The sequence below is a fragment of the Streptomyces sp. NPDC092045 genome, from assembly GCF_044756005.1.
Classification (GTDB): Bacteria; Actinomycetota; Actinomycetes; order Streptomycetales; family Streptomycetaceae; genus Streptomyces.
Genome location: NZ_JBIVSC010000008.1, coordinates 1 through 21997, shown reverse-complemented (window position 1 = coordinate 21997; position 21997 = coordinate 1). Strand labels below are relative to the sequence as shown.

18 protein-coding genes and 1 pseudogene are annotated in these 21997 nt (G+C 73.8%); 13 read left to right on the top strand and 6 right to left on the bottom strand.

Going from position 1 to position 21997, the window contains the following annotated elements; genetic code table 11:
- Nucleotides 1-95 precede the first annotated feature (95 nt).
- Complete coding sequence (locus ACIQKA_RS20410) at nucleotides 96-1010, top strand: cellulose-binding protein (RefSeq protein WP_391096711.1); 915 nt, start codon at nucleotides 96-98, stop codon at nucleotides 1008-1010.
- A gap of 21 nt (nucleotides 1011-1031) precedes the next feature.
- On the opposite strand, the gene ACIQKA_RS20405 is transcribed toward ACIQKA_RS20410, so the two are convergent.
- Nucleotides 1032-2648 carry an MFS transporter gene (locus tag ACIQKA_RS20405; RefSeq protein WP_402541959.1) on the bottom strand — a complete coding sequence of 539 codons (1617 nt, stop codon included), beginning with the start codon at nucleotides 2646-2648 and terminating at the stop codon, nucleotides 1032-1034.
- Between the two features lie 285 nt (nucleotides 2649-2933).
- On the opposite strand from ACIQKA_RS20405, the gene ACIQKA_RS20400 reads away from it, so the two are divergent.
- Entirely contained in the window at nucleotides 2934-3722 is a 789-nt protein-coding gene (locus tag ACIQKA_RS20400) for an ABC transporter ATP-binding protein (RefSeq protein WP_383152383.1), read from the top strand.
- A complete protein-coding gene (locus ACIQKA_RS20395) occupies nucleotides 3719-6289 on the top strand; it encodes an ABC transporter permease (protein ID WP_402541842.1) in 2571 nt (856 codons plus the stop codon). Before ACIQKA_RS20400 ends, ACIQKA_RS20395 begins: the two co-directional genes overlap by 4 nt.
- A 67-nt stretch (nucleotides 6290-6356) precedes the next feature.
- Here ACIQKA_RS20395 and ACIQKA_RS20390 read toward each other — a convergent pair whose 3' ends face one another.
- Together ACIQKA_RS20390 and ACIQKA_RS20385 are read right to left on the bottom strand one after the other, a co-directional pair.
- Entirely contained in the window at nucleotides 6357-6731 is a 375-nt protein-coding gene (locus ACIQKA_RS20390) for a type II toxin-antitoxin system VapC family toxin (RefSeq protein ID WP_383152381.1), read from the bottom strand.
- Complete coding sequence (locus ACIQKA_RS20385; protein WP_383152380.1) at nucleotides 6728-6994, bottom strand: type II toxin-antitoxin system Phd/YefM family antitoxin; 267 nt, start codon at nucleotides 6992-6994, stop codon at nucleotides 6728-6730. The genes ACIQKA_RS20390 and ACIQKA_RS20385 overlap by 4 nt, the downstream gene beginning before the upstream one ends.
- A gap of 242 nt (nucleotides 6995-7236) precedes the next feature.
- Here ACIQKA_RS20385 and mfd point away from each other — a divergent pair, with 242 nt between their 5' ends.
- Nucleotides 7237-10770 (top strand): transcription-repair coupling factor, encoded by a 3534-nt coding sequence (gene mfd / locus ACIQKA_RS20380; protein WP_383443425.1) that lies wholly within the window; start codon nucleotides 7237-7239, stop codon nucleotides 10768-10770.
- Between the two features lie 27 nt (nucleotides 10771-10797).
- Here mfd and ACIQKA_RS20375 read toward each other — a convergent pair whose 3' ends face one another.
- Nucleotides 10798-11358: a TetR/AcrR family transcriptional regulator gene (locus ACIQKA_RS20375; RefSeq protein WP_383152378.1), complete on the bottom strand. Its 561-nt coding sequence runs from the start codon at nucleotides 11356-11358 to the stop codon at nucleotides 10798-10800.
- Nucleotides 11359-11429: 71 nt separating this feature from the next.
- On the opposite strand from ACIQKA_RS20375, the gene ACIQKA_RS20370 reads away from it, so the two are divergent.
- From ACIQKA_RS20370 to ACIQKA_RS20360, 3 genes are all read left to right on the top strand, one after another.
- Nucleotides 11430-12323: a hypothetical protein gene (locus ACIQKA_RS20370; protein WP_402541839.1), complete on the top strand. Its 894-nt coding sequence runs from the start codon at nucleotides 11430-11432 to the stop codon at nucleotides 12321-12323.
- Between the two features lie 107 nt (nucleotides 12324-12430).
- Nucleotides 12431-13102: an HNH endonuclease family protein gene (locus ACIQKA_RS20365; RefSeq protein WP_402541837.1), complete on the top strand. Its 672-nt coding sequence runs from the start codon at nucleotides 12431-12433 to the stop codon at nucleotides 13100-13102.
- 82 nt (nucleotides 13103-13184) lie between these two features.
- Entirely contained in the window at nucleotides 13185-13931 is a 747-nt protein-coding gene (locus tag ACIQKA_RS20360; RefSeq protein WP_383152375.1) for an N-acetyltransferase, read from the top strand.
- Between the two features lie 191 nt (nucleotides 13932-14122).
- Here the strand turns inward: ACIQKA_RS20360 and ACIQKA_RS20355 are convergent, their stop codons facing one another.
- Both ACIQKA_RS20355 and ACIQKA_RS20350 read right to left on the bottom strand, forming a co-directional pair.
- Nucleotides 14123-14887, bottom strand: coding sequence for a hypothetical protein (locus ACIQKA_RS20355; protein ID WP_390110386.1), 765 nt, complete (start codon nucleotides 14885-14887; stop codon nucleotides 14123-14125).
- Nucleotides 14888-15010: 123 nt separating this feature from the next.
- A complete protein-coding gene (locus ACIQKA_RS20350; protein ID WP_383152373.1) occupies nucleotides 15011-15760 on the bottom strand; it encodes a DUF4190 domain-containing protein in 750 nt (249 codons plus the stop codon).
- Nucleotides 15761-16073: 313 nt separating this feature from the next.
- Between ACIQKA_RS20350 and ACIQKA_RS20345 the strand changes: the two genes are divergently transcribed.
- The 6 genes and pseudogenes from ACIQKA_RS20345 (at nucleotide 16074) to ACIQKA_RS20320 (ending at nucleotide 21770) form a co-directional block, all read left to right on the top strand.
- Nucleotides 16074-18125 carry an N-6 DNA methylase gene (locus ACIQKA_RS20345; protein WP_402541958.1) on the top strand — a complete coding sequence of 684 codons (2052 nt, stop codon included), beginning with the start codon at nucleotides 16074-16076 and terminating at the stop codon, nucleotides 18123-18125.
- 126 nt (nucleotides 18126-18251) lie between these two features.
- Nucleotides 18252-18869: a hypothetical protein gene (locus tag ACIQKA_RS20340; RefSeq protein ID WP_390110388.1), complete on the top strand. Its 618-nt coding sequence runs from the start codon at nucleotides 18252-18254 to the stop codon at nucleotides 18867-18869.
- Complete coding sequence (locus tag ACIQKA_RS20335; RefSeq protein WP_402541834.1) at nucleotides 18866-20467, top strand: protein kinase; 1602 nt, start codon at nucleotides 18866-18868, stop codon at nucleotides 20465-20467. Before ACIQKA_RS20340 ends, ACIQKA_RS20335 begins: the two co-directional genes overlap by 4 nt.
- A gap of 187 nt (nucleotides 20468-20654) precedes the next feature.
- Complete coding sequence (locus ACIQKA_RS20330; protein ID WP_383152370.1) at nucleotides 20655-21053, top strand: hypothetical protein; 399 nt, start codon at nucleotides 20655-20657, stop codon at nucleotides 21051-21053.
- A 116-nt stretch (nucleotides 21054-21169) separates the two neighbouring features.
- Nucleotides 21170-21358, top strand: a pseudogene (locus ACIQKA_RS20325) (DUF1772 domain-containing protein); the annotation flags it as partial.
- Between the two features lie 10 nt (nucleotides 21359-21368).
- Nucleotides 21369-21770, top strand: a complete 402-nt coding sequence (locus ACIQKA_RS20320; RefSeq protein ID WP_383152369.1) for an FKBP-type peptidyl-prolyl cis-trans isomerase — start codon at nucleotides 21369-21371, stop codon at nucleotides 21768-21770.
- Nucleotides 21771-21997: the final 227 nt, after the last annotated feature.

The window sequence follows — 21997 nt, the reverse complement described above, 5'->3', positions numbered from 1 at the left end:
ACGAAAGGCGCTCGACGTGTGTACACGTTGGGCGCCTTTTGTCCGTTCTGATGGAGCATCCTGGAAGTTCGGGCCAGAGGGAAGGGACGTCAGGGATGGGTTTCGCTGTCGGGCGGGGACGGAGCTACCGCCCCGAGCAGGTCGACCGCTTCCTCGCCGGGCTCTCCGCCGAGCGCGACGACGCCCGGGAACGGGCCGTGCTGCTCACCGCCCTGGTGGCGGAGCGGGAGACGGAGCTCGCGGGGCTCCGCGAGCTCGTCGGGACGCTGCCGCCGCAGCGGTACGAGTCGCTGGGCGAGCGGGCGCGGAAGATCCTGGAGTTCGCCGAGGCGGAGGACGAGGCGCTCGTCCGCGCCGCCGAGGCCGACGCGCAGGCCCTCGCCGAGGAGGCCGGCGCGGCGGGCCGGGAGGCGGCGGAGTCGGCGCGGGCGTACGCGGAGGGCGTCCGCGCGGCGGCGGAGGCGGCGGCCCGCGCCGCCCTGGAGGCGGCCCGGGAGCGGGCCGGGGAGCTGACGGCGGAGGCGGAGCGCGAGGCGGCGGAGCTGCGGTCGGCGGCCCGGGAGGCCTTCGAGGAGACCGAGCGGCGCGCGGCGGAGCTCCTGGCGGAGCTGGCCGCCGGGCAGAAGGCGGTGCGGGAGGAGACCGAGCGCGAGGAGCAGGCGCGGACGTCCGAACTCGACGCGCGCCACGACGAGTCGATCGGGGAGGCTGAGGCCCGTCTCGCGGAGGCCCGCCGCGCCCTGGCGGAGACCGGGGAGCAGGCCCGGCACGGCCAGGAGGACGCGGACGCGCGGGCGGAGGAACTCCTCGCCGCCGCCCGTCTGAAGGCCGAACGGGCCGAGCGCGCGACGGAACGGGTCCTGCGGGAGCACGAGGAGGCCCGGGACGAGATCCACTCCCACATGGAGCACATCCGCGACTCCCTGGCGGCCCTGACGGGCCGGGGCCCGGAGGAGGAAACGGAACCGGAGGCCGGGCCGGCGGCGGAACCGGGGCCGGGCGGCACGTAGCGGGCGTCCCGCGGGCGCCCCCTAGGGCTGCTTCTCCTCCCCCAGGACCGGGAAGCGGCGGGGCGCGAGAAACAGCAGGACCAGGAGGGCCAGGGCCGCCGCTCCCGCCGCGCCCAGGTAGACGTAGTCCACCGCCGCGTCGACCGCGCGGCGCAGGAGGTCCGTCGTCGCGGGCGGCAGGGAATCGGGGGAGTCCAGGGCGCGCGCCAGGGTGTCCAGGTCGCCGTCCGCGCCGAGCCGGGCGGACAGGACGCCGTTCGCGACGGCGCCGAAGACGGCCGCGCCGACGCTCTGGCCGACCTGGCGGCAGAAGAGGACGGACGCGGTGGTCGTGCCCCGCTCCTCGTACGGGACGGTCGACTGGACGCCGACGATCAGCGGCAGTTGGAAGAGGCCGAGGGCCGCGCCGAGGAGCAGCATCAGGAGCGCCGGCTGCCAGGGCTCCCCGGGGAACGGCAGCAGCGGGAAGGCGAGCAGGACGAGCAGCGCGCCCGAGATGCCGAGGACGGCGGTGAGCCGGAAGCCGATGCGGGCGTAGACCCGGTTCGAGAGCGCCGCGCTGACGGGCCAGCTCAGGGTCATCACCGACAGGACGAAGCCGGCCGCGATCGGGCCGAGCCCCAGGACGGACTGGGCGTACGTGGGCAGGAAGACGGTCGGGGCGACCATGAGCAGGCCGAGGGCCCCGAGCGCGAGGTTGACGGCGGCGATCGTGCGGCGGCGCCAGACCCAGCCGGGGATGATCGGTTCGGCGGCGCGCCGCTCCACGAGGACGGTCACGGCGCCCAGGACGGCGGCCCCGCCGAGGAGCCCGAGGGAGGGCGTCGAGAGCCAGGGCCAGGCCACGCCGCCCTGGACGAGGGCGGTCAGGAGCAGGGCGCCGGTCGCGAAGACGCAGAGCGCGCCCGCCCAGTCGATCCGCACGCGCGCGCGTGTCTCTGTTCTCCTCGACCCAGACCCGGACCCAGACCCAGACCCGGACCCAGACCCAGACCCAGACCCGGACCCAGACCCAGCCCCAGACCCAGACCCAGACCCAGACCCAGCCCCAGACCCAGACCCAGCCCCAGACCCGGACCCCGGCCGCACGCCCGCGCCCGCCCCCGCCCCCGTCGGCCGTCCCGGTTCCACCAGGTACCGGCAGATCAGCCACAGTGCCACCAGGCCGACCGGCACGTTGATCAGGAAGATCCAGCGCCAGTCCGCGTATCCCGCGAGGAGGCCGCCGGCCGCCGGGCCCGCGACCGCGGAGGCGGCCCAGACGGAGGACAGCTTCGCCTGGATCTTCGGGCGTTCCTTCAGCGGGTACAGGTCGGCGGCGATCGTCTGGACCGTGCCCTGGAGCGCGCCGCCGCCGAGGCCCTGGACGACCCGGAAGGCGATCAGGGACGCCATGTTCCAGGCGGCGGCGCACAGCAGGGAGCCGACGAGGAAGAGGACGACCCCGGCGATCAGGACCGGCTTGCGGCCGAAGGTGTCGCTGAGCTTCCCGTACACCGGCAGGGTGACGGTGACGGCGAGCAGGTAGCCGGAGAACAGCCAGGAGAAGACGGCGAGTCCGCCGAGGTCGCCGACGATCTGCGGGACGGCCGTGGACACGATCGTGCCGTCGATCGCGGCGAGCCCCATCCCGAGCATGAGCGCGGCGACGACGGGCCTCCGGCGTGCGGGTGCGGGGACGGAGGACGGGCCGGTTCCGGTCCGTGTCGTCGACGGCTCGGTCACCGTACGTCCTTCCTTTCTTCGTACACCTAAATTCCCGGGGGACAGCGTGCCACTCGGACCGCGGATGGAGGAACCCTTAGGGGCCCCTCCCCCATACGGCCCAGGGGCCGTTCGTACCGGCGGAGGAGGAGAACTCCCTCTTCGAATCCTTAACTTGAACCTACAAACCCATCACCGCTCCGACCCGAGGAGAAAACCGTGACCACGGCTGTGACCACCCCCAGGCCCGGGGGAACCGGAGGGGCTACGGCCGTCGCCGCGCGGGCGCGCCAGGTCGTCAAGGCGTACGGCTCGGGGGAGACCCGGGTCGTCGCCCTCGACTCCGTCGACGTGGACATCGCCCGCGGCCGGTTCACCGCGATCATGGGGCCCTCGGGCTCCGGCAAGTCCACCCTGATGCACTGCCTCGCCGGGCTCGACACCGTCACCAGCGGGCAGATCTTCCTGGACGAGACCGAGATCACCGGCCTCAAGGACAAGAAGCTGACCCAACTGCGCCGGGACCGGATCGGCTTCATCTTCCAGGCGTTCAACCTGCTGCCGACCCTGAGCGCGATCGAGAACATCACGCTCCCGATGGACATCGCGGGCCGCAAGCCGGACGCCGACTGGCTGCGCCGGGTGGTCGACACCGTCGGGCTGTCCGAGCGGCTCAGGCACCGGCCGAACGAGCTCTCCGGCGGCCAGCAGCAGCGCGTGGCCGTGGCCCGCGCGCTCGCCGCCCGCCCCGAGATCATCTTCGGCGACGAGCCGACCGGAAACCTCGACTCGCGGGCCGGCGCCGAGGTCCTCGGCTTCCTGCGCACCTCGGTGGACGAGCTGGGCCAGACCATCGTCATGGTCACCCACGACCCGGTCGCCGCCTCCTACGCCGACCGCGTCCTCTACCTCGCCGACGGGAAGATCGTCGACGAGATGGAGCGGCCCACCGCCGAGGCCGTCCTCGACCGGATGAAGGACTTCGACGCGCGCGGGCGGACCTCATGAGCGTCCTCAAGACCTCCCTGCGCAACTTCCTCGCGCACAAGGGCCGGATGGCGCTCTCCGCCGTCGCCGTCCTGCTCTCCGTCGCGTTCGTCTCCGGGACCCTGGTCTTCACGGACACGATGAACACGACGTTCGACAAGCTCTTCGCCACCACCGCCTCCGACGTCACCGTCAGCCCCGAGGGCGCGACCGACGACGAGACTCCGCAGACCGGCCGGCCCGAGACCCTCCCCGCCGCGCTCGTGGACGAGGTCGCGCGGGCGGAGGGCGCCCGGAACGTGCAGGGCGCGGTCGCCTCCCTGAGCGTCACCGTCGTGGACGCGAGGAACAAGAACGTCGGCCCGACCGGCGGCGCCCCGACGATCGCCGTCAACTGGACGCCGAACGAGCTGCGTTCGGTGGAGATCGCCTCCGGCCACGAGCCGCGCGGCCCCACCGACGTCGTCGTGGACGCCGCCACCGCCGAGAAGCACGGCCTGAAGCTCGGCGACGAGCTGCGGACCATCTCCGTCACCGGCGACTTCACCGCGAAGATCTCCGGCATCGCCGAGTTCAAGGTCACCAACCCCGGCGCCACCCTCGTCTACTTCGAGACCGCCACCGCCCAGCGCGAACTGCTCGGCAAGGAAGGCCTGTTCACCCAGATCACGGCCGACGCCGCGCCCGGCGTGAGCGACGAGGCCCTCAAGGCGGGCATCGCCGCCGCCGTCGGCGACGGCTACAAGCTCCAGACGGCCGCCGAGGCCGCCGACGCGGGCCGCGAGGAGCTCGCCGGATTCCTCGACGTCATGAAGTACGCGATGCTCGGCTTCGCCGGGATCGCCTTCCTCGTCGGCATCTTCCTCATCGTCAACACCTTCTCCATGCTGGTCGCCCAGCGCACCCGCGAGATCGGCCTCATGCGGGCCATCGGGTCGAGCCGCAGGCAGGTCAACCGCTCCGTCCTGGTCGAGGCGCTGCTCCTCGGCCTGGTCGGCTCGGCCGCCGGCGTCGCGGCGGGCGTCGGCCTCGCCGTCGGCCTGATGAAGCTGATGTCCGCCGTGGGCATGGAGCTCTCCACCGGCGACCTCACCGTGAAGTGGACGACCCCGGTCGTCGGCGTCGTCCTCGGCGTCGTCGTCACCGTCCTCGCCGCCTACGTCCCGGCCCGCCGCGCCGGGAAGATCTCCCCGATGGCCGCCCTGCGCGACGCGGGCACGCCCGCCGACGGCAGGGCCGGCCGGATCCGGGGCGGGATCGGCCTCGCCCTCACGGCCGCCGGGGCCGCCGCCCTCGTGGCCGCCGCCCGCGCCGAGGAGGCCGCCCCCGGCTCCGCCTGGCTCGGCCTCGGCGTCGTCCTCTCCCTGCTCGGCTTCGTCGTCGTCGGCCCGCTGCTCGCCGGCGTCGTCGTCCGCGCCCTCGGCGTCGTCGTCCTGCGGGTCTTCGGGCCCGTCGGCCGGATGGCCGAGCGCAACGCCCTGCGCAACCCGCGCCGCACCGGGGCCACCGGCGCCGCCCTCATGATCGGCCTGGCGCTCGTCGCCTGCCTGTCGGTGGTCGGCTCCTCCATGGTGGCCTCCGCCACCGAGGAGCTGGACCGCTCCGTCGGCGCCGACTTCATCGTGCAGTCCGGCACCGGGCAGCCGATCGTGCCGCAGGCGCAGGCCGCCCTGGAGAAGGCCCCGGGCATCGACCACGTCACCGAGTACAAGTGGATCGACGTCACCGTCACCGACCCGCGCGGCAAGAAGGCCGAGGAGGGCCTGGCCGCCACCGACGCGACGTACATGCGGGACCTGCGCCGGGAGACCACCGCCGGGCGGCTCGCCGACGCCTACGGGCCGGACGCCATGTCCGTCGGCAGCGACTACGCCACCGCGCACGGCGTGAAGGTCGGCGACGTCCTGACCGTCGCCTTCAAGGGCGGGAAGACGGCGAAGCTGAAGGTCGCGGCGATCACCTCCGACCAGGGGAACGTCGACAAGGGGGCGATGTACACCGACGTCACCACCGCCGCCCGGTACCTGCCGGCCGACCGGGTGCCGCACAGCCTGCTGCTCCTCGCCAGCGCGAAGGAGGGCCAGGAGACGCAGGCCTACCAGGCCCTCAAGGACGCGCTCGCGCCCTACCCGCAGTACAAGGTCAGCAACCAGGCCGACTACAAGAAGGAGCTCCAGGACCAGGTCGGACAGCTGCTCAACATCGTGTACGGGCTCCTCGCCCTGGCGATCGTCGTCGCGGTCCTCGGCGTCGTGAACACCCTGGCCCTGTCGGTCGTCGAGCGGACCCGCGAGATCGGCCTCATGCGGGCCATCGGCCTCTCCCGCCGCCAGCTGCGCCGCATGATCCGCCTGGAGTCGGTGGTCATCGCCCTCTTCGGCGCGCTCCTCGGCCTCGGCCTGGGCATGGGCTGGGGCACCGCCGCCCAGAAGCTCCTGGCCCTGGAGGGCCTCGGCACCCTGGACATCCCCTGGCCGACGATCCTCACCGTCTTCGTCGCCTCGGCCTTCGTGGGCCTCTTCGCGGCCCTGGTCCCGGCGTTCCGGGCGGGGCGGATGAACGTCCTGAACGCGATCGCGAGCGAGTAGCGGTCCGCACGAAGGAAGGTACGGCCCCGGTGCGTGCGCGCCGGGGCCGTACGGCTGCTCGGAGGGCTCAGACCGTGAGCACGGGCACGTCGTACCGGGGGATATGCTTGTCCCGGGTGACGAGGGTGAGCCCCTCGGTCTGCGCCTGGGCGATCAGTATCCGGTCGAAGGGGTCGCGGTGGTGGGGCGGGAGCCGTCCGGCGCGGATGCCGTGCGCACCGGTGATCGGGAGCGGCTTGAGCTGGCAGTCGCGGGCCAGTTCCGGCAGTTCGGCCGGTCCGTCGAGCCTGCCGAGGGCCTGCTTGACGGAGAGCTCCCACGGGGTGACGGCACTGACGTACGCGTGCTCCTCCGTGTCGAGCAGGTCCTTGACGTCGTCGGAGAGCTGCGGGGAGTCGAGCAGCCACCAGATGACGACGTGCGTGTCGACCAGCAGCTTCACTCCGTGGTGCCTTCCGGGCCGAGTCCGAAGGCCTCGGCGAAGCCGGGGTCGTCGGACATGTCGTCGAAGTCGTCGTGGAGGACGACCGGCGCGGTGAGGGACCCCCGGGCGGTGCGCCGGACCTTCCCCCGGAGCGGGATCACCTTCGCGACCGGTTCCCCGGACTTGCTGATGATCACCTCCTGGCCGGTCGCGACCGCCTCCAGGATCTTGGAGAAGTGGGTCTTCGCCTCGTGGACGTTGTACTGCCGGGATGCTTCCATCGCGGCCTCTCACAGCTAGGTGGAGCAAGGGTGGACTAAGCGATGGACTAATTTTAGGCGTACAAGCCGCGGGCGAGCCAGCCGCTTCGCCCTCCCGAGCGGCCCCCTTCCTTCGGGCGAGTGACAGTGGCACGTCGTAGGCTGGGGACGCCCGGGCCGAACGCGTCCGGGACCACCCGGCCCGTACGACGTGTCGGGCCGTTCGCGTTGTCCGCCCTCCAGTTCCGGGATGGAAAAGCCCCATGAGCCTGCACGGTCTGCTCGACGCCGTCGTCAAGGACGCCGCCCTCGCCGAGGCGGTGAAGGCCGCCGCCGACGGGAACCGGCCCCACGTGGACCTGGTCGGGCCGGCCGCCGCACGCCCCTTCGCCGTGGCCGCGCTCGCCCGGGACTCGGGCCGGCCGGTGCTCGCGGTGACCGCGACCGGCCGGGAGGCCGAGGACCTGGCCGCCGCGCTGCGCTCGCTCCTCGACCCCGACACGGTCGCCGAGTACCCCTCCTGGGAGACCCTGCCGCACGAGCGGCTCTCGCCCCGCTCCGACACCGTCGGCCGCCGCCTCGCCGTGCTGCGCCGCCTCGCGCACCCGAGGGACGACGACCCGGCGGCTGGGCCGGTCGGCGTGGTCGTCGCGCCCGTCCGCTCGGTGCTCCAGCCGCAGGTCAAGGGGCTGGGCGACCTGGAGCCGGTGGCGCTGCGGTCCGGGCAGACGGCCGATCTGAACGAGGTCGTGGAGGGCCTGGCCGCCGCCGCGTACTCCCGGGTGGAGCTGGTCGAGAAGCGCGGCGAGTTCGCCGTGCGCGGCGGCATCCTGGACGTCTTCCCGCCCACCGAGGAGCACCCGCTCCGGATCGAGTTCTGGGGCGACGACGTCGAGGAGATCCGCTACTTCAAGGTGGCCGACCAGCGGTCCCTGGAGGTCGCCGAGCACGGCCTGTGGGCGCCGCCCTGCCGCGAGCTGCTGCTCACCGACTCCGTGCGGGAGCGGGCGGCGGCCCTCGCCGAGGAGCACCCCGAGCTGGGCGAGCTGCTGAACAAGATCGCGGAGGGGATCGCGGTCGAGGGCATGGAGTCCCTCGCGCCGGTCCTCGTCGACGACATGGAGCTGCTGCTCGACGTGCTGCCCGAGGGCTCCATGGCCGTGGTCTGCGACCCCGAGCGGGTGCGGACCCGGGCGGCGGACCTGGTCGCCACCAGCCAGGAGTTCCTCCAGGCGTCCTGGGCGGCGACCGCCGGCGGCGGCGAGGCCCCGATCGACGTCGGCGCCGCCTCCCTGTGGGGCATCGCGGACGTCCGCGACCGGGCCCGCGAGCTCGGCATGCCCTGGTGGTCGGTGTCGCCGTTCGCGGCGGACGCGGCCGACGCCGACGGCGACACCCTCGCCCTCGGCATGCGCGCCCCCGAGTCCTACCGGGGCGACACCGCCCGCGCGCTCGCCGACACCAAGGGCTGGCTGGCCGACGGCTGGCGCACGGTCTACGTGACCGAGGCCCACGGCCCCGCGTCCCGCACGGTCGAGGTCCTCGGCGGCGAGGGCATCGCCGCCCGCCTCGACTCCGACCTGACCGGGATCACGCCCTCGGTCGTCCACGTGGCCTGCGGCTCCATCGACCACGGCTTCGTCGACCCCGGCCTGAGGCTGGCCGTCCTCACCGAGACCGACCTGTCCGGGCAGAAGGCGGCCGGCAAGGACGGGCAGCGGATGCCCGCCAAGCGGCGCAAGACGATCGACCCGCTGACCCTGGAGGTCGGCGACTACATCGTGCACGAGCAGCACGGCGTCGGCCGGTACGTCGAGATGGTCCAGCGGACCGTGCAGGGCGCCACCCGCGAGTACCTGCTCGTGGAGTACGCGCCCGCGAAGCGCGGCCAGCCCGGGGACCGGCTCTACATCCCGACCGACCAGCTGGAGCAGGTCACCAAGTACGTGGGCGGCGAGGCGCCGACCCTGCACCGGCTCGGCGGCGCGGACTGGACGAAGACGAAGGCGCGCGCCAAGAAGGCCGTCAAGGAGATCGCGGCCGACCTGATCAAGCTGTACTCGGCGCGGATGGCGGCCCCCGGCCACGCCTTCGCCCCGGACACCCCCTGGCAGCGCGAGCTGGAGGACGCCTTCCCGTACGCGGAGACGCCCGACCAGCTGTCCACCATCGCCGAGGTGAAGGAGGACATGGAGAAGACCGTTCCCATGGACCGCCTGATCTGCGGCGACGTCGGCTACGGCAAGACGGAGATCGCGGTCCGGGCGGCCTTCAAGGCGGTCCAGGACGGCAAGCAGGTCGCGGTCCTCGTCCCGACGACGCTGCTCGTGCAGCAGCACTTCGGGACCTTCTCCGAGCGGTACTCGCAGTTCCCGGTGAAGGTGCGGGCGCTGTCCCGCTTCCAGTCGGAGAGCGAGTCGAAGGCGACCCTGGAGGGGCTGCGGGACGGCTCGGTGGACATCGTCATCGGCACCCACCGCCTCTTCTCCTCCGAGACGAAGTTCAAGGACCTGGGCCTGGTCGTCGTCGACGAGGAGCAGCGCTTCGGCGTCGAGCACAAGGAGCAGCTGAAGAAGCTCCGGGCCAACGTCGACGTCCTCACCATGTCCGCCACCCCCATCCCCCGCACCCTGGAGATGGCGGTCACCGGCATCCGCGAGATGTCCACGATCACCACCCCGCCGGAGGAGCGCCACCCGGTCCTCACCTTCGTCGGCCCGTACGAGGAGAAGCAGATCGGCGCCGCGATCCGGCGCGAACTCCTGCGCGAGGGCCAGGTCTTCTACATCCACAACCGGGTCGACTCCATCGACCGGGCGGCGGCGCGGCTGCGCGAGATCGTGCCCGAGGCGCGGGTCGCGACCGCCCACGGCCAGATGTCGGAGCAGGCCCTGGAGCAGGTCGTGGTCGACTTCTGGGAGAAGAAGTTCGACGTGCTGGTGTCGACCACGATCGTGGAGTCCGGCATCGACATCTCCAACGCCAACACCCTCATCGTCGAGCGCGGCGACAACTTCGGGTTGTCGCAGCTCCACCAGCTCCGGGGCCGGGTCGGCCGTGGCCGCGAGCGGGGCTACGCGTACTTCCTGTACCCGCCGGAGAAGCCGCTGACGGAGACCGCGCACGAGCGGCTCGCGACGATCGCCCAGCACACCGAGATGGGCGCGGGCATGTACGTGGCCATGAAGGACCTGGAGATCCGGGGCGCGGGCAACCTGCTCGGCGGCGAGCAGTCCGGCCACATCGCGGGCGTCGGCTTCGACCTGTACGTGCGGATGGTCGGCGAGGCGGTCGCGGACTACCGGGCGTCGCTCGACGGCGGGGCGGAGGAGGAGCCGCCCCTGGAGGTCAAGATCGAGCTGCCGGTCGACGCGCACGTGCCGCACGACTACGCGCCGGGCGAGCGGCTGCGCCTCCAGGCCTACCGGGCCATCGCCTCGGCGAACTCGGAGGAGGACATCAGGGCCGTGCGGGAGGAGCTGACCGACCGCTACGGCAAGCTGCCCGAGCCGGTGGAGAACCTGCTCCTGGTGGCGGGCCTGCGGATGCTGGCCCGTGCCTGCGGGGTCGGCGAGATCGTCCTCCAGGGGCCGAACATCCGCTTCGCCCCGGTGGAGCTGCGCGAGTCCCAGGAGCTGCGCCTCAAGCGCCTGCACCCGCGCACGGTGATCAAGCCGGCCGTCCACCAGATCCTGGTGCCGCGCCCGACGACGGGCAAGATCGGCGGCAAGCCGGTGGTGGGCCGCGAACTCCTCGCGTGGACGGGCGAGTTCCTGACGACGATCCTGGGGTCGTGAGGCGGGGGCGGTCCTCCGGGACCGCCCCTACCCCCGCCGCGTGAAGAGCAGGCCCGTGAGCGAGCGGAAGTACTCCTCCGGGTCCCGGCCGCCCAGCGCGTCCGTCACGTTGCGGGTGAGGAGCAGCGTCGCGAAGCCGTGGGCGAGCGACCAGGCGGCGATGCCGGCCTCGCGCGCGTCGGGGACCTCGTCCAGTTCCGCGACGCCCGCGCGGAGTTCGGCGGAGGCGCGCTCCTTGGCGGCGCGCAGGTCCGGGTCGTCGGCGCGCAGCAGCTCCGGCCGGAACATGACCTGGAAGTGGGCCGGGTGCTCCACCGCGAACCGCACGTACCGCACGCCCCGCTCGCTCAGTTCGGGCGTGCCGGCCAGGGCCCGGGCGAGGAGGTCGTGGCCCTCGGCGGCGACGGCGGTCAGGAGCCCGGTGCGGTCCTTGAAGTGGTGGGCGGGCGCGGCGTGCGAGACGCCCGCGCGGCGGGCGAGGTCCCGCAGGCTCAGCGCGCCGGGACCCTCGGCGGCGATGACGTCGAGGGCGGCGGCGAGGACGGCCCGCCGCAGGTCGCCGTGGTGATAGGTGCTCCGGGTCGTCATGGGACCAGCCTAGCCCTCGTCTAGTCATTGACAAGTTCGCGGACGGGGCGCAATCTTGTCAGTGACAAGACATGGGACGGGCGACCGTGAGGGAGAACGCCGTGGAACCCGGACGCGCACGCCGGATGTGGCACCTGCTCGAACCGCTGCACGCCCTGCTCTACTACGCCCCCGAGGCCTTCGAGGAGGCCGCCGCCCTCGGCTACGACACCGGCGAGCGCTGGCCCTCCTACTTCGCCTGGCGGGCCGCGCCGCTCGGCGCCGCCGGTCCGGTCCGGGTGGCCTCCGCCTTCTACGGCTTCAGTCCGGAGACGGTCGCCCGGTACGTCCCCGCCGTCTGGGCGACCGTCGGCCCCGCCGACGTGCTCGCCGCCCGGCTCCGGGCCGTCGACCGCGCCTACCGGGCCGTCCTCGGCGCGGACGCGGTCGCGGACCCCGTCCTCGCCGAGGCCGCCGCGCTGGCCCGCCGGGCGGCGGAGGCGGCCGGACCCGCCGGCCGCCCGCTCGCCGCCGCCAACGCCGAACTGCCCTGGCCCGACGCCCCGCACCTCGTCCTCTGGCAGGCCGCCACGGTCCTGCGCGAGCACCGGGGCGACGGCCACCTCGCCGCCCTCCTGGCCGCCGGGCTCGACCCGGTCGAGTCGCTCGTCTCCTTCGCGGCGGTCGGCGCCGCGCCCGAGCCCGTCTTCGCGAGCCGGGGCTGGTCCGCCGCCGAGTGGTCCGCCGCCCGGGACCGGCTCGCCGCCCGGGGGCTCGTGGGCGCGGACGGCGCGGCCACCGACGCCGGACGGGCCCTGCGGGCCGGGGTCGAGCGGCACACGGACGAACTGGCCGCCGCGCCCTGGGCCGCCCTCGGCGCCGAGGACACCGGCCGGCTCGCCGACCTGCTCGGCGGCCCCTGGCTCGCCGTGATCGGCTCCGGCCTGCTGCCCGCCGAGAACACGCTGGGCATCGGCAAGGTGTGAGCGGCCGGGGCGTGCCGGGTCCGGGCAGGTGTGACGGGCCGGTGCGGGGGGAATCCGTTCGCCCCGGGGCCGAAGGGCCTCCTCGCCGCCCGACCTAGGATTTCATGGTGCCGACGTACCGAAGGACCCTCGCCGCCTCGGCCCTCGCCGTCGTGGCCCTCGCCACCGCCGCCTGCTCCCCCGTGCCCGGCGGGGGTAGGGAGGGACGGCCCGCCGCGGCCGGCTCGGCCCTCGCCGCCGTGGACACCCTCACCGTCAAGGGCCGTGCCCCGAAGACCGGTTACGACCGGGAGGAGTTCGGCCAGGCCTGGGCGGACGTCGACAGGAACGGCTGCGGCACCCGCGACGACATCCTCAAGCGGGACCTCACCGGGGTCCGCTACACGGACGGCCACTGCAAGGTCGCCTCCGGCACCCTCACCGACGACCCGTACACCGGCACCACCGTCACCTACGTCCGGGGCCGCAGCAAGGTCGACATCGACCACGTCGTGGCGCTCTCCGACGCCTGGCAGAAGGGGGCGCAGCAGTGGAACGCGGAGACCCGGCGCCGCTTCGCCAACGACCCGCTCAACCTCCTCGCCGTCGACGCCGCCACCAACCGCCGCAAGTCCGACGGCGACGCCGCGACCTGGCTGCCGCCGAACGGCGCGTACCGCTGCACCTACGTGGCCCGGCAGGTCGCGGTGAAGAAGAAGTACGGGGTGTGGGCGACGGAGGGGGAGCGGGACGCGATGAAGCGCATCCTGAAGGAGTGCCCGCAGCAGAAGCTCCCGTAGGGGGGCGGTCCGGCGGGAAGGCCTGCGGGGAACCGGAGGAAAAACGGTTGGCCACCGCCGGAACGATCTTTAGTCTGCGGCCATGGACCTGAACATATCGACCCTCGCCGAACGCCCCGAGCTGGAAGGGCCGATGTGGGACATGCGCCACCTCTGGCCCGAGTTCATGATGCACGACCCGGTGGGCTGGGCGAACATGGGCCAGATCGTGCGGCAGCTCCCGGAGTACGTGCTCGTCGCCACCGACGCCGACGGGAAGTTCGTCGCGCGCGGCTTCAGCGTCCCCTTCCGGATGGACCTGGACGGCCGCCGCGCGCTGCCCGACCGGGGCTGGGACGAGGTGCTGCTCTGGGCCTTCTCCGACCTGAAGCAGGGCCGGGAGCCCGACACGGTCAGCGCGATCGAGATCACGGTCGACCGGGACCACCTGGGACAGGGCGTCTCGCACCGGATGCTGTCCGCCCTGCGGGAGAACACGGCCGCGCGCGGCTTCTCCGAACTGGTCGCCCCGGTCCGCCCCAACGGCAAGCACCGGGAGGCCGGGACGTCCATCCACGCGTACGCCTTCCGCACCCGCGAGTCCGACGGCCTGCCGCACGACCCGTGGCTCCGCGTCCACGTGCGCGCGGGCGGCACGATCGAGGCGGTGGCCCCGGCGTCGATGACCGTCCCCGGCTCCGTCGAGCAGTGGCGGAAGTGGACCGGCCTGCCCTTCGACACGGACGGCCCGGTCGAGGTCGAGGGCGCGCTCGTCCCGGTCCACTGCGAGGCCGCGCGCGGCTACGCGGTCTACGTCGAGCCGAACGTGTGGGTCCGGCACCGCGTGTGACGCGCCCGCGTGGTCGCTTGTCCGCGTGGCCGCCCGTGCCACCGCACACCCGCGCCGCCACGCGCACGCGTGAGGAGGGCCGCTCCCCTGCGACGGCCCTCCTCACGCTCTCCCCCTCCTGAAACCCGGCCCCCCCCGGGCCCGGGATCCCCCGATCCCCCGGCACCCGGTCCGGCTCCGCCCCCCGGGGCTCAGTCCAGGTCCGCGATGTCCTTCGGTGCCGGGGCCTTCGCCGTGACCGGCTTCCCGTACTGGCTGAAGGTGATCGTCCCCGGCTCGTCGCCGCCCTTCGTGACGATCCTGAGGACGTACGGCGTGCCCTCCGTGGCCACGTACACGGTCCTGGTCGCATCGCCGTCCGGCTCCGTCAGCGCGAGCGCCTTCTGCCCGCCGACGGTGGTCTCCGCGCCCCGCTCGATCCCGCTCGCCCCCTGTTCCAACCCGCCGAGGAGCTTCTCCGGGTCGCACAGCTCCACGGCGTCCTTCGCGTCGGGGTCGGAGGCCGGCAGTTCGACCCAGCGGCCCCTGAGGGCCTTGAGCATGGCCTCCCGCACCTCCGGCGACTCGCCCTCGGACTCCTCGTTCAGGGCGGCCTCGTCGAAGCGTAGGTACACGTTCTTCCGGTCGGCCCTGATCAGTTCGGTCGTGGCGGCCGTGCCCGTGGTCACCGTGCCGGTGCACTTCCCGGTGCCGTCGAAGGAGACGTAGGACCTCGTCCGCTCGCCCTCGGACGTCAGGTCGACGTCCACGGTCAGGGACTTCGCCGTCGCCGTCGCCGCGAACGCCTTGTCGACGATCTGCGACCCGGTCAGCTCCGCGTAGGGCCCCGCGGGCTTCGCTTCCGCCGGGGACGGGCCGCAGGCGGCGGCGCCGGCCGCGACGGCGGCGCACAGGAGCGCGGCGGCGGCGGTGCGGCCGGCACGGGGGCGGGAGGAGGCGGGGGCGGGGGCGCGCATGGGGTTCTTCTCCGGAAGAGGGGTGTGTGTACGGGGGAGGGTATGCGGGAGCGGGGTCCGGGGGCGGGCCGGGGCGGGGCCCCGAAGGGCCCCGGTCCTCGCGGGCGGCCGGTCGCGGCCGGGTCAGCCGAGCTTCAGCTCCCACTGCGAGGCGTTGTAGTCGAAGCCCGGGTTCACCTCGACCGTCAGGTTCTTGGCGTCCTTGGGGGTGTCGAAGGCGACGGTGAGGGTGGCCTTCTTGCCGGGCAGGACGGCGCCCTGGAAGCCCGTGCCGACCTTCTCGTCGAAGATCTGCTCGGCCGCGACGCCGTTCGTCCCGGCGCGGCCGGTCAGCGTGACGAGGGTGGCGTCGAACTTCTTCTTGCCGCCGTTCTCGATGACCACGGTGACCTGGTACGCCTTGTTGCCCTCGGTGTGGCCGGCCGCGAACTCGCTCGGCTTGTACGCCTTCGGGTCCGAGACCGTGACCTTGAGGTCGTCGTCGTAGACCGAGGTGTCGCCGTCCGCCAGGTTCTTGGCCGCCGGGTCCTTGGGAGCGGAGTCCTTGATGGCCTTGTCGATCTCGTCGACCGCGTCGCTGACCGCCGTGAACGTGATGACCGCGCCGACGACCGAGAGGATCAGGGCGACGAGGCCGAGGATCGCGCCGGTGAGCGCCACTCCCTTGTTGTTCGCCTCGCCGCGCTTCGTCCGGCCCTTGCCGACGAGCCCGAGGATCAGGGCGATCAGGCCCAGGATGCCCGCCAGCCAGAAGAAGAACGGCACGAGGCCGGAGAGCGTGCCGATGATGCCGAGGATCAGGGCCGCGGTGCCGAGGCCGTTGCGCATGGCCCGGTGTGGGGCGGCGGGCGGGACCTGGGTGTCGTACGACATGGGTGTGTCCTCCCGGACATTGAGGATGTCTGGTGCGATGGGTCAATCACAGCAGAGCCTGTGAACCGAGTCAACATGGTTCACGGAAAACAGATCAGGCCACACTGTGAAGTGCTCGCGCCGTGGGTCGTCAGTAGGATGGGCGTCACACGAGAGTTGTCAGCGCCAGCCAGGGGAGATGGGTCAGGTGCCGGAGAACGCAGCGGACGCGCGTGCGGCGGAGACGGGCGCGGCGGAAGCAGGGTCGGCGCGGACGGGTGCGGCGGAGGCGGAGGCACCCGCGGGGGCCGCCCCCGCCGAGGCCGCCGCCGAGGTGACCGCCGCCGGGATCGCCCGGCTCGCCGGGGTCGGCCGGGCCGCCGTCAGCAACTGGCGCCGTCGCCACGCCGACTTCCCCAAATCCGTCGGCGGCACGGAGACCAGCCCGTCCTTCGCCCTCGCCGAGGTCGAGGAGTGGCTCCGCGCCCAGGGCAAACTGGCCGAGGTCCCGCTCCGGGAGCGCGTCTGGCAGCAGGTCGCGGGCCATCCGGCCGGTGCCGTCGCCGCCCTCGTCCACGCGGGCTGCGCCCTCCTCCTCGTACGGGACCGGTCGGCGGCCTGGCCCTCGCTCGCCGCGCTCCCGGACGACCGGCTCGGGGAAGTGCTGCCGGTCGCCCTGGAGGAGACGCTGACCGAGCGCCTCGGCCCCGGGCGGGCCGTCCTCACCCCCACCTCGGGCGCGCTCGCCGTCTCCCTGCCCCTGCTGCGCGGGGCTGCCGAACTCGCGGCCGACACCGGCGCGCGCCAGGCCTTCGAGTTCCTGCTCGGGCGCCACCTCGACGCCAACCCGCGCCAGTACACGCTGACCCCGCCCGGCCCCGCCGCCCTCATGGCGGCGCTCGCGGCCCCCGCGCCCGCCGGCGAGGGCGCCGCCCCGCTCACCGTCCTCGACCCGGCCTGCGGCACCGGCGGCCTGCTCGGCGCGGTCGAGCGCCCCGGCGCCCTCTGCGGCCAGGACGCCGACCCCGACCTCGCCGCGCTCACCGCCCTGCGCCTGGCCCTCGCGGCCGACGCCGACATCCGGATCAGGTCCGGGGACAGCCTGCGCGCCGACACCTTCCCGGCGCTCGCGGCGGACGCCGTCCTCTGCCACCCGCCGTTCAACGAGCGCAACTGGGGCCACGAGGAACTGGCCTACGACCCGCGCTGGGAGTACGGCTTCCCGGCCCGCACGGAGTCCGAACTCGCCTGGGTGCAGCACGCCCTGGCCCGTCTCCGCCCCGGCGGCACCGCCGTCCTCCTCATGCCGCCCGCCGCCGCCTCCCGCCGCTCCGGCCGCCGCATCCGCGCCGACCTGCTCCGCCGGGGCGCCCTGCGCGCGGTCGTCGCCCTCCCGGCCGGCGCCGCGCCCCCGTACGGCATCCCGCTCCACCTCTGGGTGCTGCGCAAGCCCGTCCCGGGCGGCCGGCCCCCCGCCGAACTCCTCCTCGTGGACACCGCGTCCGAGCACGCCGGACCGGGCCGGGAGGGCCGCGACCGGCTCGACTGGCCGGCCGTCCACACCGCCGTACTGGACGCCTGGGCGCCCTTCGACCGGGACGGGGCCCTCGCCGGGACCCCGGGCACGAGCCGCTCCGTCCCCGTGATCGAACTCCTCGACGACGACGTCGACCTCGCGCCCGCCCGCCACCTGCCGCCCCCGGCCGCCGCCGAGGGCGCGGCCCAGCTCGCCGGGGTGCGCGAGCGCCTGACGGAGACCCTGCGCCGCACCCGCGAACTGACCCCGCCGCCCGTCGCCGACCCGCCCGCCGCCGCGACCGGCAGGCCCACCACGACCGTCGGCGAACTGGCCCGCGCCGGAGCCCTGGTGCTGCGCGCGGGCGGCGCGGGCACGGCCCCGGCCGCCGCCCCGGTCGCCGTCCTCACCGACCACGACGTCCTGGCCGCCCAGCCGCCCTCCGGCACGCTGCCCGACGGCCCGCCCGAGGAGCCGGTCCTGCTGGCCGCCGGGGACGTCGTCGTCCCGGTCCTCGGCGGCGGGGCGGCCGTCCGGGTCGTCGACGCCACCGCCGAGGGCGCCGCCCTCGGCCGCAACCTCCAGCTCCTGCGCCCCGACCCGGCGGCCCTCGACCCCTGGTTCCTGGCCGGTTTCCTCCGCGCCACCGCCAACACCCGGCAGGCCAGCAGCTACGCCTCCACCGCGACCCGCCTCGACGTCCGCCGCCTCCAGCTGCCGCGCCTGCCCCTGGCCGAGCAGCACCGCTTCGGCGAGCGGTTCCGCGCCCTCGCCGCCTTCGAGGAGTCCCTGCGCCTGACCTCCCGCCTCGGCGACCAGCTCGTACAGGGCCTGTACGACGGCCTGGCGGACGGTTCCGTGGCTCCCTGACGGCCCCTCCGCTCCCCGCTCCTCCTCATCTCTTCGACAACGGTTCCTGGTATCCCGGAACCGTTGTCCGCAGGGGTGTATACGCTCGTCTCCGCACCCCAGATCCGTCCGAGCAGGAGCAGCAGGATGTACGGCCCCACGCAGGTCCCGCAGGTTCCGCAGCCGCCGAAGAGCACCCTCTCCGGCGGACGGATCGCCCTGCTCGCCCTCTTCTGCCTCCTCGCGCTGCTGAGCTGCGGCTTCCTGTCCTGGGCGCCGCTGATCCGGCTCGCGTGCGTCACCCGCAGGGCACGCGACTGGGTGGTGTGCGGCGTGCTGTTCGCGGGATCGGCCGCCCTGTTCTCGTACGCGGCGGCCACCGGCGACAAGGAGACCGGCACCGGGGAGTCCTTCGTCGCGGTCGGAGTGATGGTGGGTCTGGTGGCGGGCTCGATCACGTACTACCTGTTCGGGGAGATCCGGCACGCGGAGCGCCTCCGCACCGCGCCCGCGTACGGCCCGGTGGGGTACACGTACGGCAACGGCGCCGCCACCCTCCCGCGCGCGGACGTGCGGCCGAACCCGTACGCCAACCCCGTCACGCACACCCCCGTCGGCCCGGCGCCCGTCGTGCCCGGTCCCGCCGCCCCCGTGCCCCAGCCGCCCGGCCACCGCATCGACCAGGTCCGCGCCGAGCTCGACGAGCTGAGCCACCTGCTGCGCAAGGAGACCGGGGAGCCCCGGCCGGGCGAAGGCGGCCGGTGAACGGGCGGGTCGTCGGCGGGCGTTACGAGCTCGCCACCGTCGTCGGCCAGGGCGGCATGGGCCAGGTCTGGACGGCGTACGACGGACGCCTCGACCGCCGGGTCGCGGTGAAGCTGCTGCGGCCGGCCGGCATGAACGGCCAGGCCTCCTCCGCCGACGAGCTGCGCCGCCGCTTCGTGCGCGAGTGCCGGGTCACCGCGCGCGTGACCCACCCCGGCCTGGTGACCGTGCACGACGCGGGCAGCGAGGGCGAGGACCTGTACCTCGTCATGCAGTACGTGGACGGCGCGGACCTCGCCGACCACCTCGCCGAGCACACCCCGTACCCGTGGGAGTGGGCGGTGTCCGTGGCGGCGCAGCTCTGCGCGGTGCTCGCCGCCGTGCACGCGGTGCCGATCGTGCACCGCGACCTCAAGCCGCGGAACGTGATGATCCGCCCGGACGGGACGCTGACCGTCCTCGACCTCGGCGTGGCCTCCGTCCTGGACACCGACACCACCCGGCTCACGCACACCGGCTCGCCCATCGGCAGCCCGGCGTACATGGCGCCGGAGCAGGCCATGGGCGGCGCCGTCGGCCCGGCCACCGACCTGTACGCGCTCGGCGTCCTGCTCCACGAACTCCTCAGCGGGAACGTGCCGTTCGCCGGCTCGACCGCGCTCGGCGTGCTGCACCGCCACCTGTACGAGCCGCCCGTCCCGCTCCGGCAGCTGCGCACCGAGGTGCCCGAGCCGCTGGAGGCGCTGGTGCTCCGGCTGCTCGCCAAGGACCCGCGGGACCGGCCGGACGGCGCGCACGAGGTGTACGAGCACCTGCTGCCGCTGCTGCCCGCGCGCGGTGCCCCGGCGGGCCCGATGGACCCGACCCGGCCGTTCCTGCGCCCGCACGCGCCCTGGCCGGACCGCGCGCGGACGCCGGCGGGCCCGGTGCGCCCGGTCCCGACCCCCCAGGTCCCGGTCCCGCCCGTGCCCCGCCACGCCCCGGCCCCGACGCCGGTCCCGCAGGCCGACCCCCGGGTGTACGCGCAGCCCGGTCCGTTCGCGCGGCCGGACGTCGCCGCCGCCGTGGACGAGGTCAAGCGGCTGCTCGCGGAGGGCTCGCTGACCCAGGCGGTGGACGTCCTCGGCGGGATCCTGCCCGCGGCCGAGGCCGAGCACGGGGAGCGGTCGCCGGTCGTCCGCATCCTGCGCAAGCAGTACGCGTCGACGCTGATGGACGACGGCCAGTACCGGCGCGCGCTGCCGGAGCTGCGCCGCCTCGCGGCGGACCGCCAGGCGGAGGCGGGCCCGGCGGACCCGGGGACCCTCCAGTTCCGCTACGACGCGGCGCTGTGCCTGGAGCAGTTGGGGGAGACGGCGGACGCGCTCGCGGAGTTCCGGGCGGTCCTGCCGTACTACGAGCGGGAGCCCGCCCGGGCGTTCGACATCCGGCAGCGGATCGGGCTGCTGCTCCTGGCGGCGGGCGAGCACGCGGCCGGCCGGGACCAGCTCCAGCGGCTGCTGTTCGACGCGGAGCGCGCGTACGGCCCGTACCACCCGCTTCCGGCGGAGCTGCGCAGGGCGTTGGACCACCAGCGGATGATGGGCCCGCGCCCCTGACGGGGGCCTCCGGCGACGGGACGGCGTCCTCGGAGGGGACCGCCGGCAACGGAACGGCGTCCTTGACGGGACGGCAGGATCACGACTCGGCAAATGATCGGCAAGTGGATCTTCGTGATCCTTTTTGCCGTTTTTGATACATGTAACGTTCGCGTCTGATCATGTCCATACCTTCAAGGAATCCCTCATGACGACGCCGCCCGCGCCCTTCTCCCCCGAGCAGCAGCCTGCCCCCGAGCAGCAGCCCGCCCCCGCGAAGAAGGGTTCCGCGATCCTCAAGAAGATCGGCGGTGTCGTCGTCGCGATCGTCGTCGCGATAGCCGTGAAGCTGGGCCTCCCGCACCTCACCGGCGAAGCCCCGGTGCACGCCGAGGCCGGCGAGTGCGTCACGGTCACGGGCCCGGACAACGACCCGAAGGTCGACACCGTCGACTGCTCCTCCGGCAAGGCCGACCTCTTCAAGGTCGTCAAGGTCATCGACGACACCTTCGACGTGAACAAGTGCGGCGAGGAGCTGTCGGCGCTCGCCCAGCAGCTGAACTCGGACAAGTTCGTCCTCTGCCTGGAAGAGGTCGCCGCGAAGTAGGCGCGCGCGTATTTCTCGAAGAGAGCTCGAAACGGCCCGGAAGGGCCCGGGAAGAGCCGGAAGAGGGCCGGGACCCGTAAGGGGTTTCGGCCCTCTTCCGTGCTTCGGAGCGGGGCGCCGTCAGAACGTCGGTCCTGCTGCTCGTCCCGATCGACAACCGCAGCGAGACGCGGACCCCCGAGAACCGGCCCGCCGGCCGGAAGGAGCAGGGGAGGTGCTGGGGCGGCCACCACCACGCCCGCGTCGCCGTCATCGTCGCCGCCTTCGCCCTGCTGGTCACCGCCCTCGTGCGAGCGCCCGGGTAGCGTGCACCCGGTGGAGAGCGAAGAGACCGCGACGAGCGGACCGACGAAGCCCGAGGTCGTCCCCCCGGAGGGCGACGCCCCCGCCGAGCTGACGACCCGGGACCTCGTCGTCGGGGACGGGGACGAGGCGAAGCCGGGCAGGGTGGTGCGGATCCACTACGTCGGCGTCGCCTTCGCCTCCGGGAAGGAGTTCGACTCCTCCTGGGGCCGCGACGAGCCGTTCAAGTTCGCGGTGGGCGGCGGCCGGGCCATCAAGGGCCTGGACCGGGGGATCAGGGGGATGAGGGCCGGCGGCCGGCGCGAGATCGTCGTCCCCCCGCGCCTCGGCTACGGCAAGCAGTCGCCCTCGTCCCTGATCCCGGCCCACTCGACCCTCGTCTTCGTGGTGGACCTGCTCTCCGTCTCCGCCTGAACCGGGCCGGTGGCGGTGGCCTGTGACGTGGTGGGCCGCGATGCGGTGGGGGTGCGTGGCCGGTGCGCGCGCCGTTCCACGGGTCCGTACCGGATCGGGGCGGCCTACGACCCGGCCGTGCGCGACATCCTGTAACTGATCGTTTCAGAATGAGTTCGGCGTAGGGGCTTGGCAGTCGGGTTGGGTGACGGCACAGTGGTTCGGGTGTCGGATGATCTTGTGCCTGA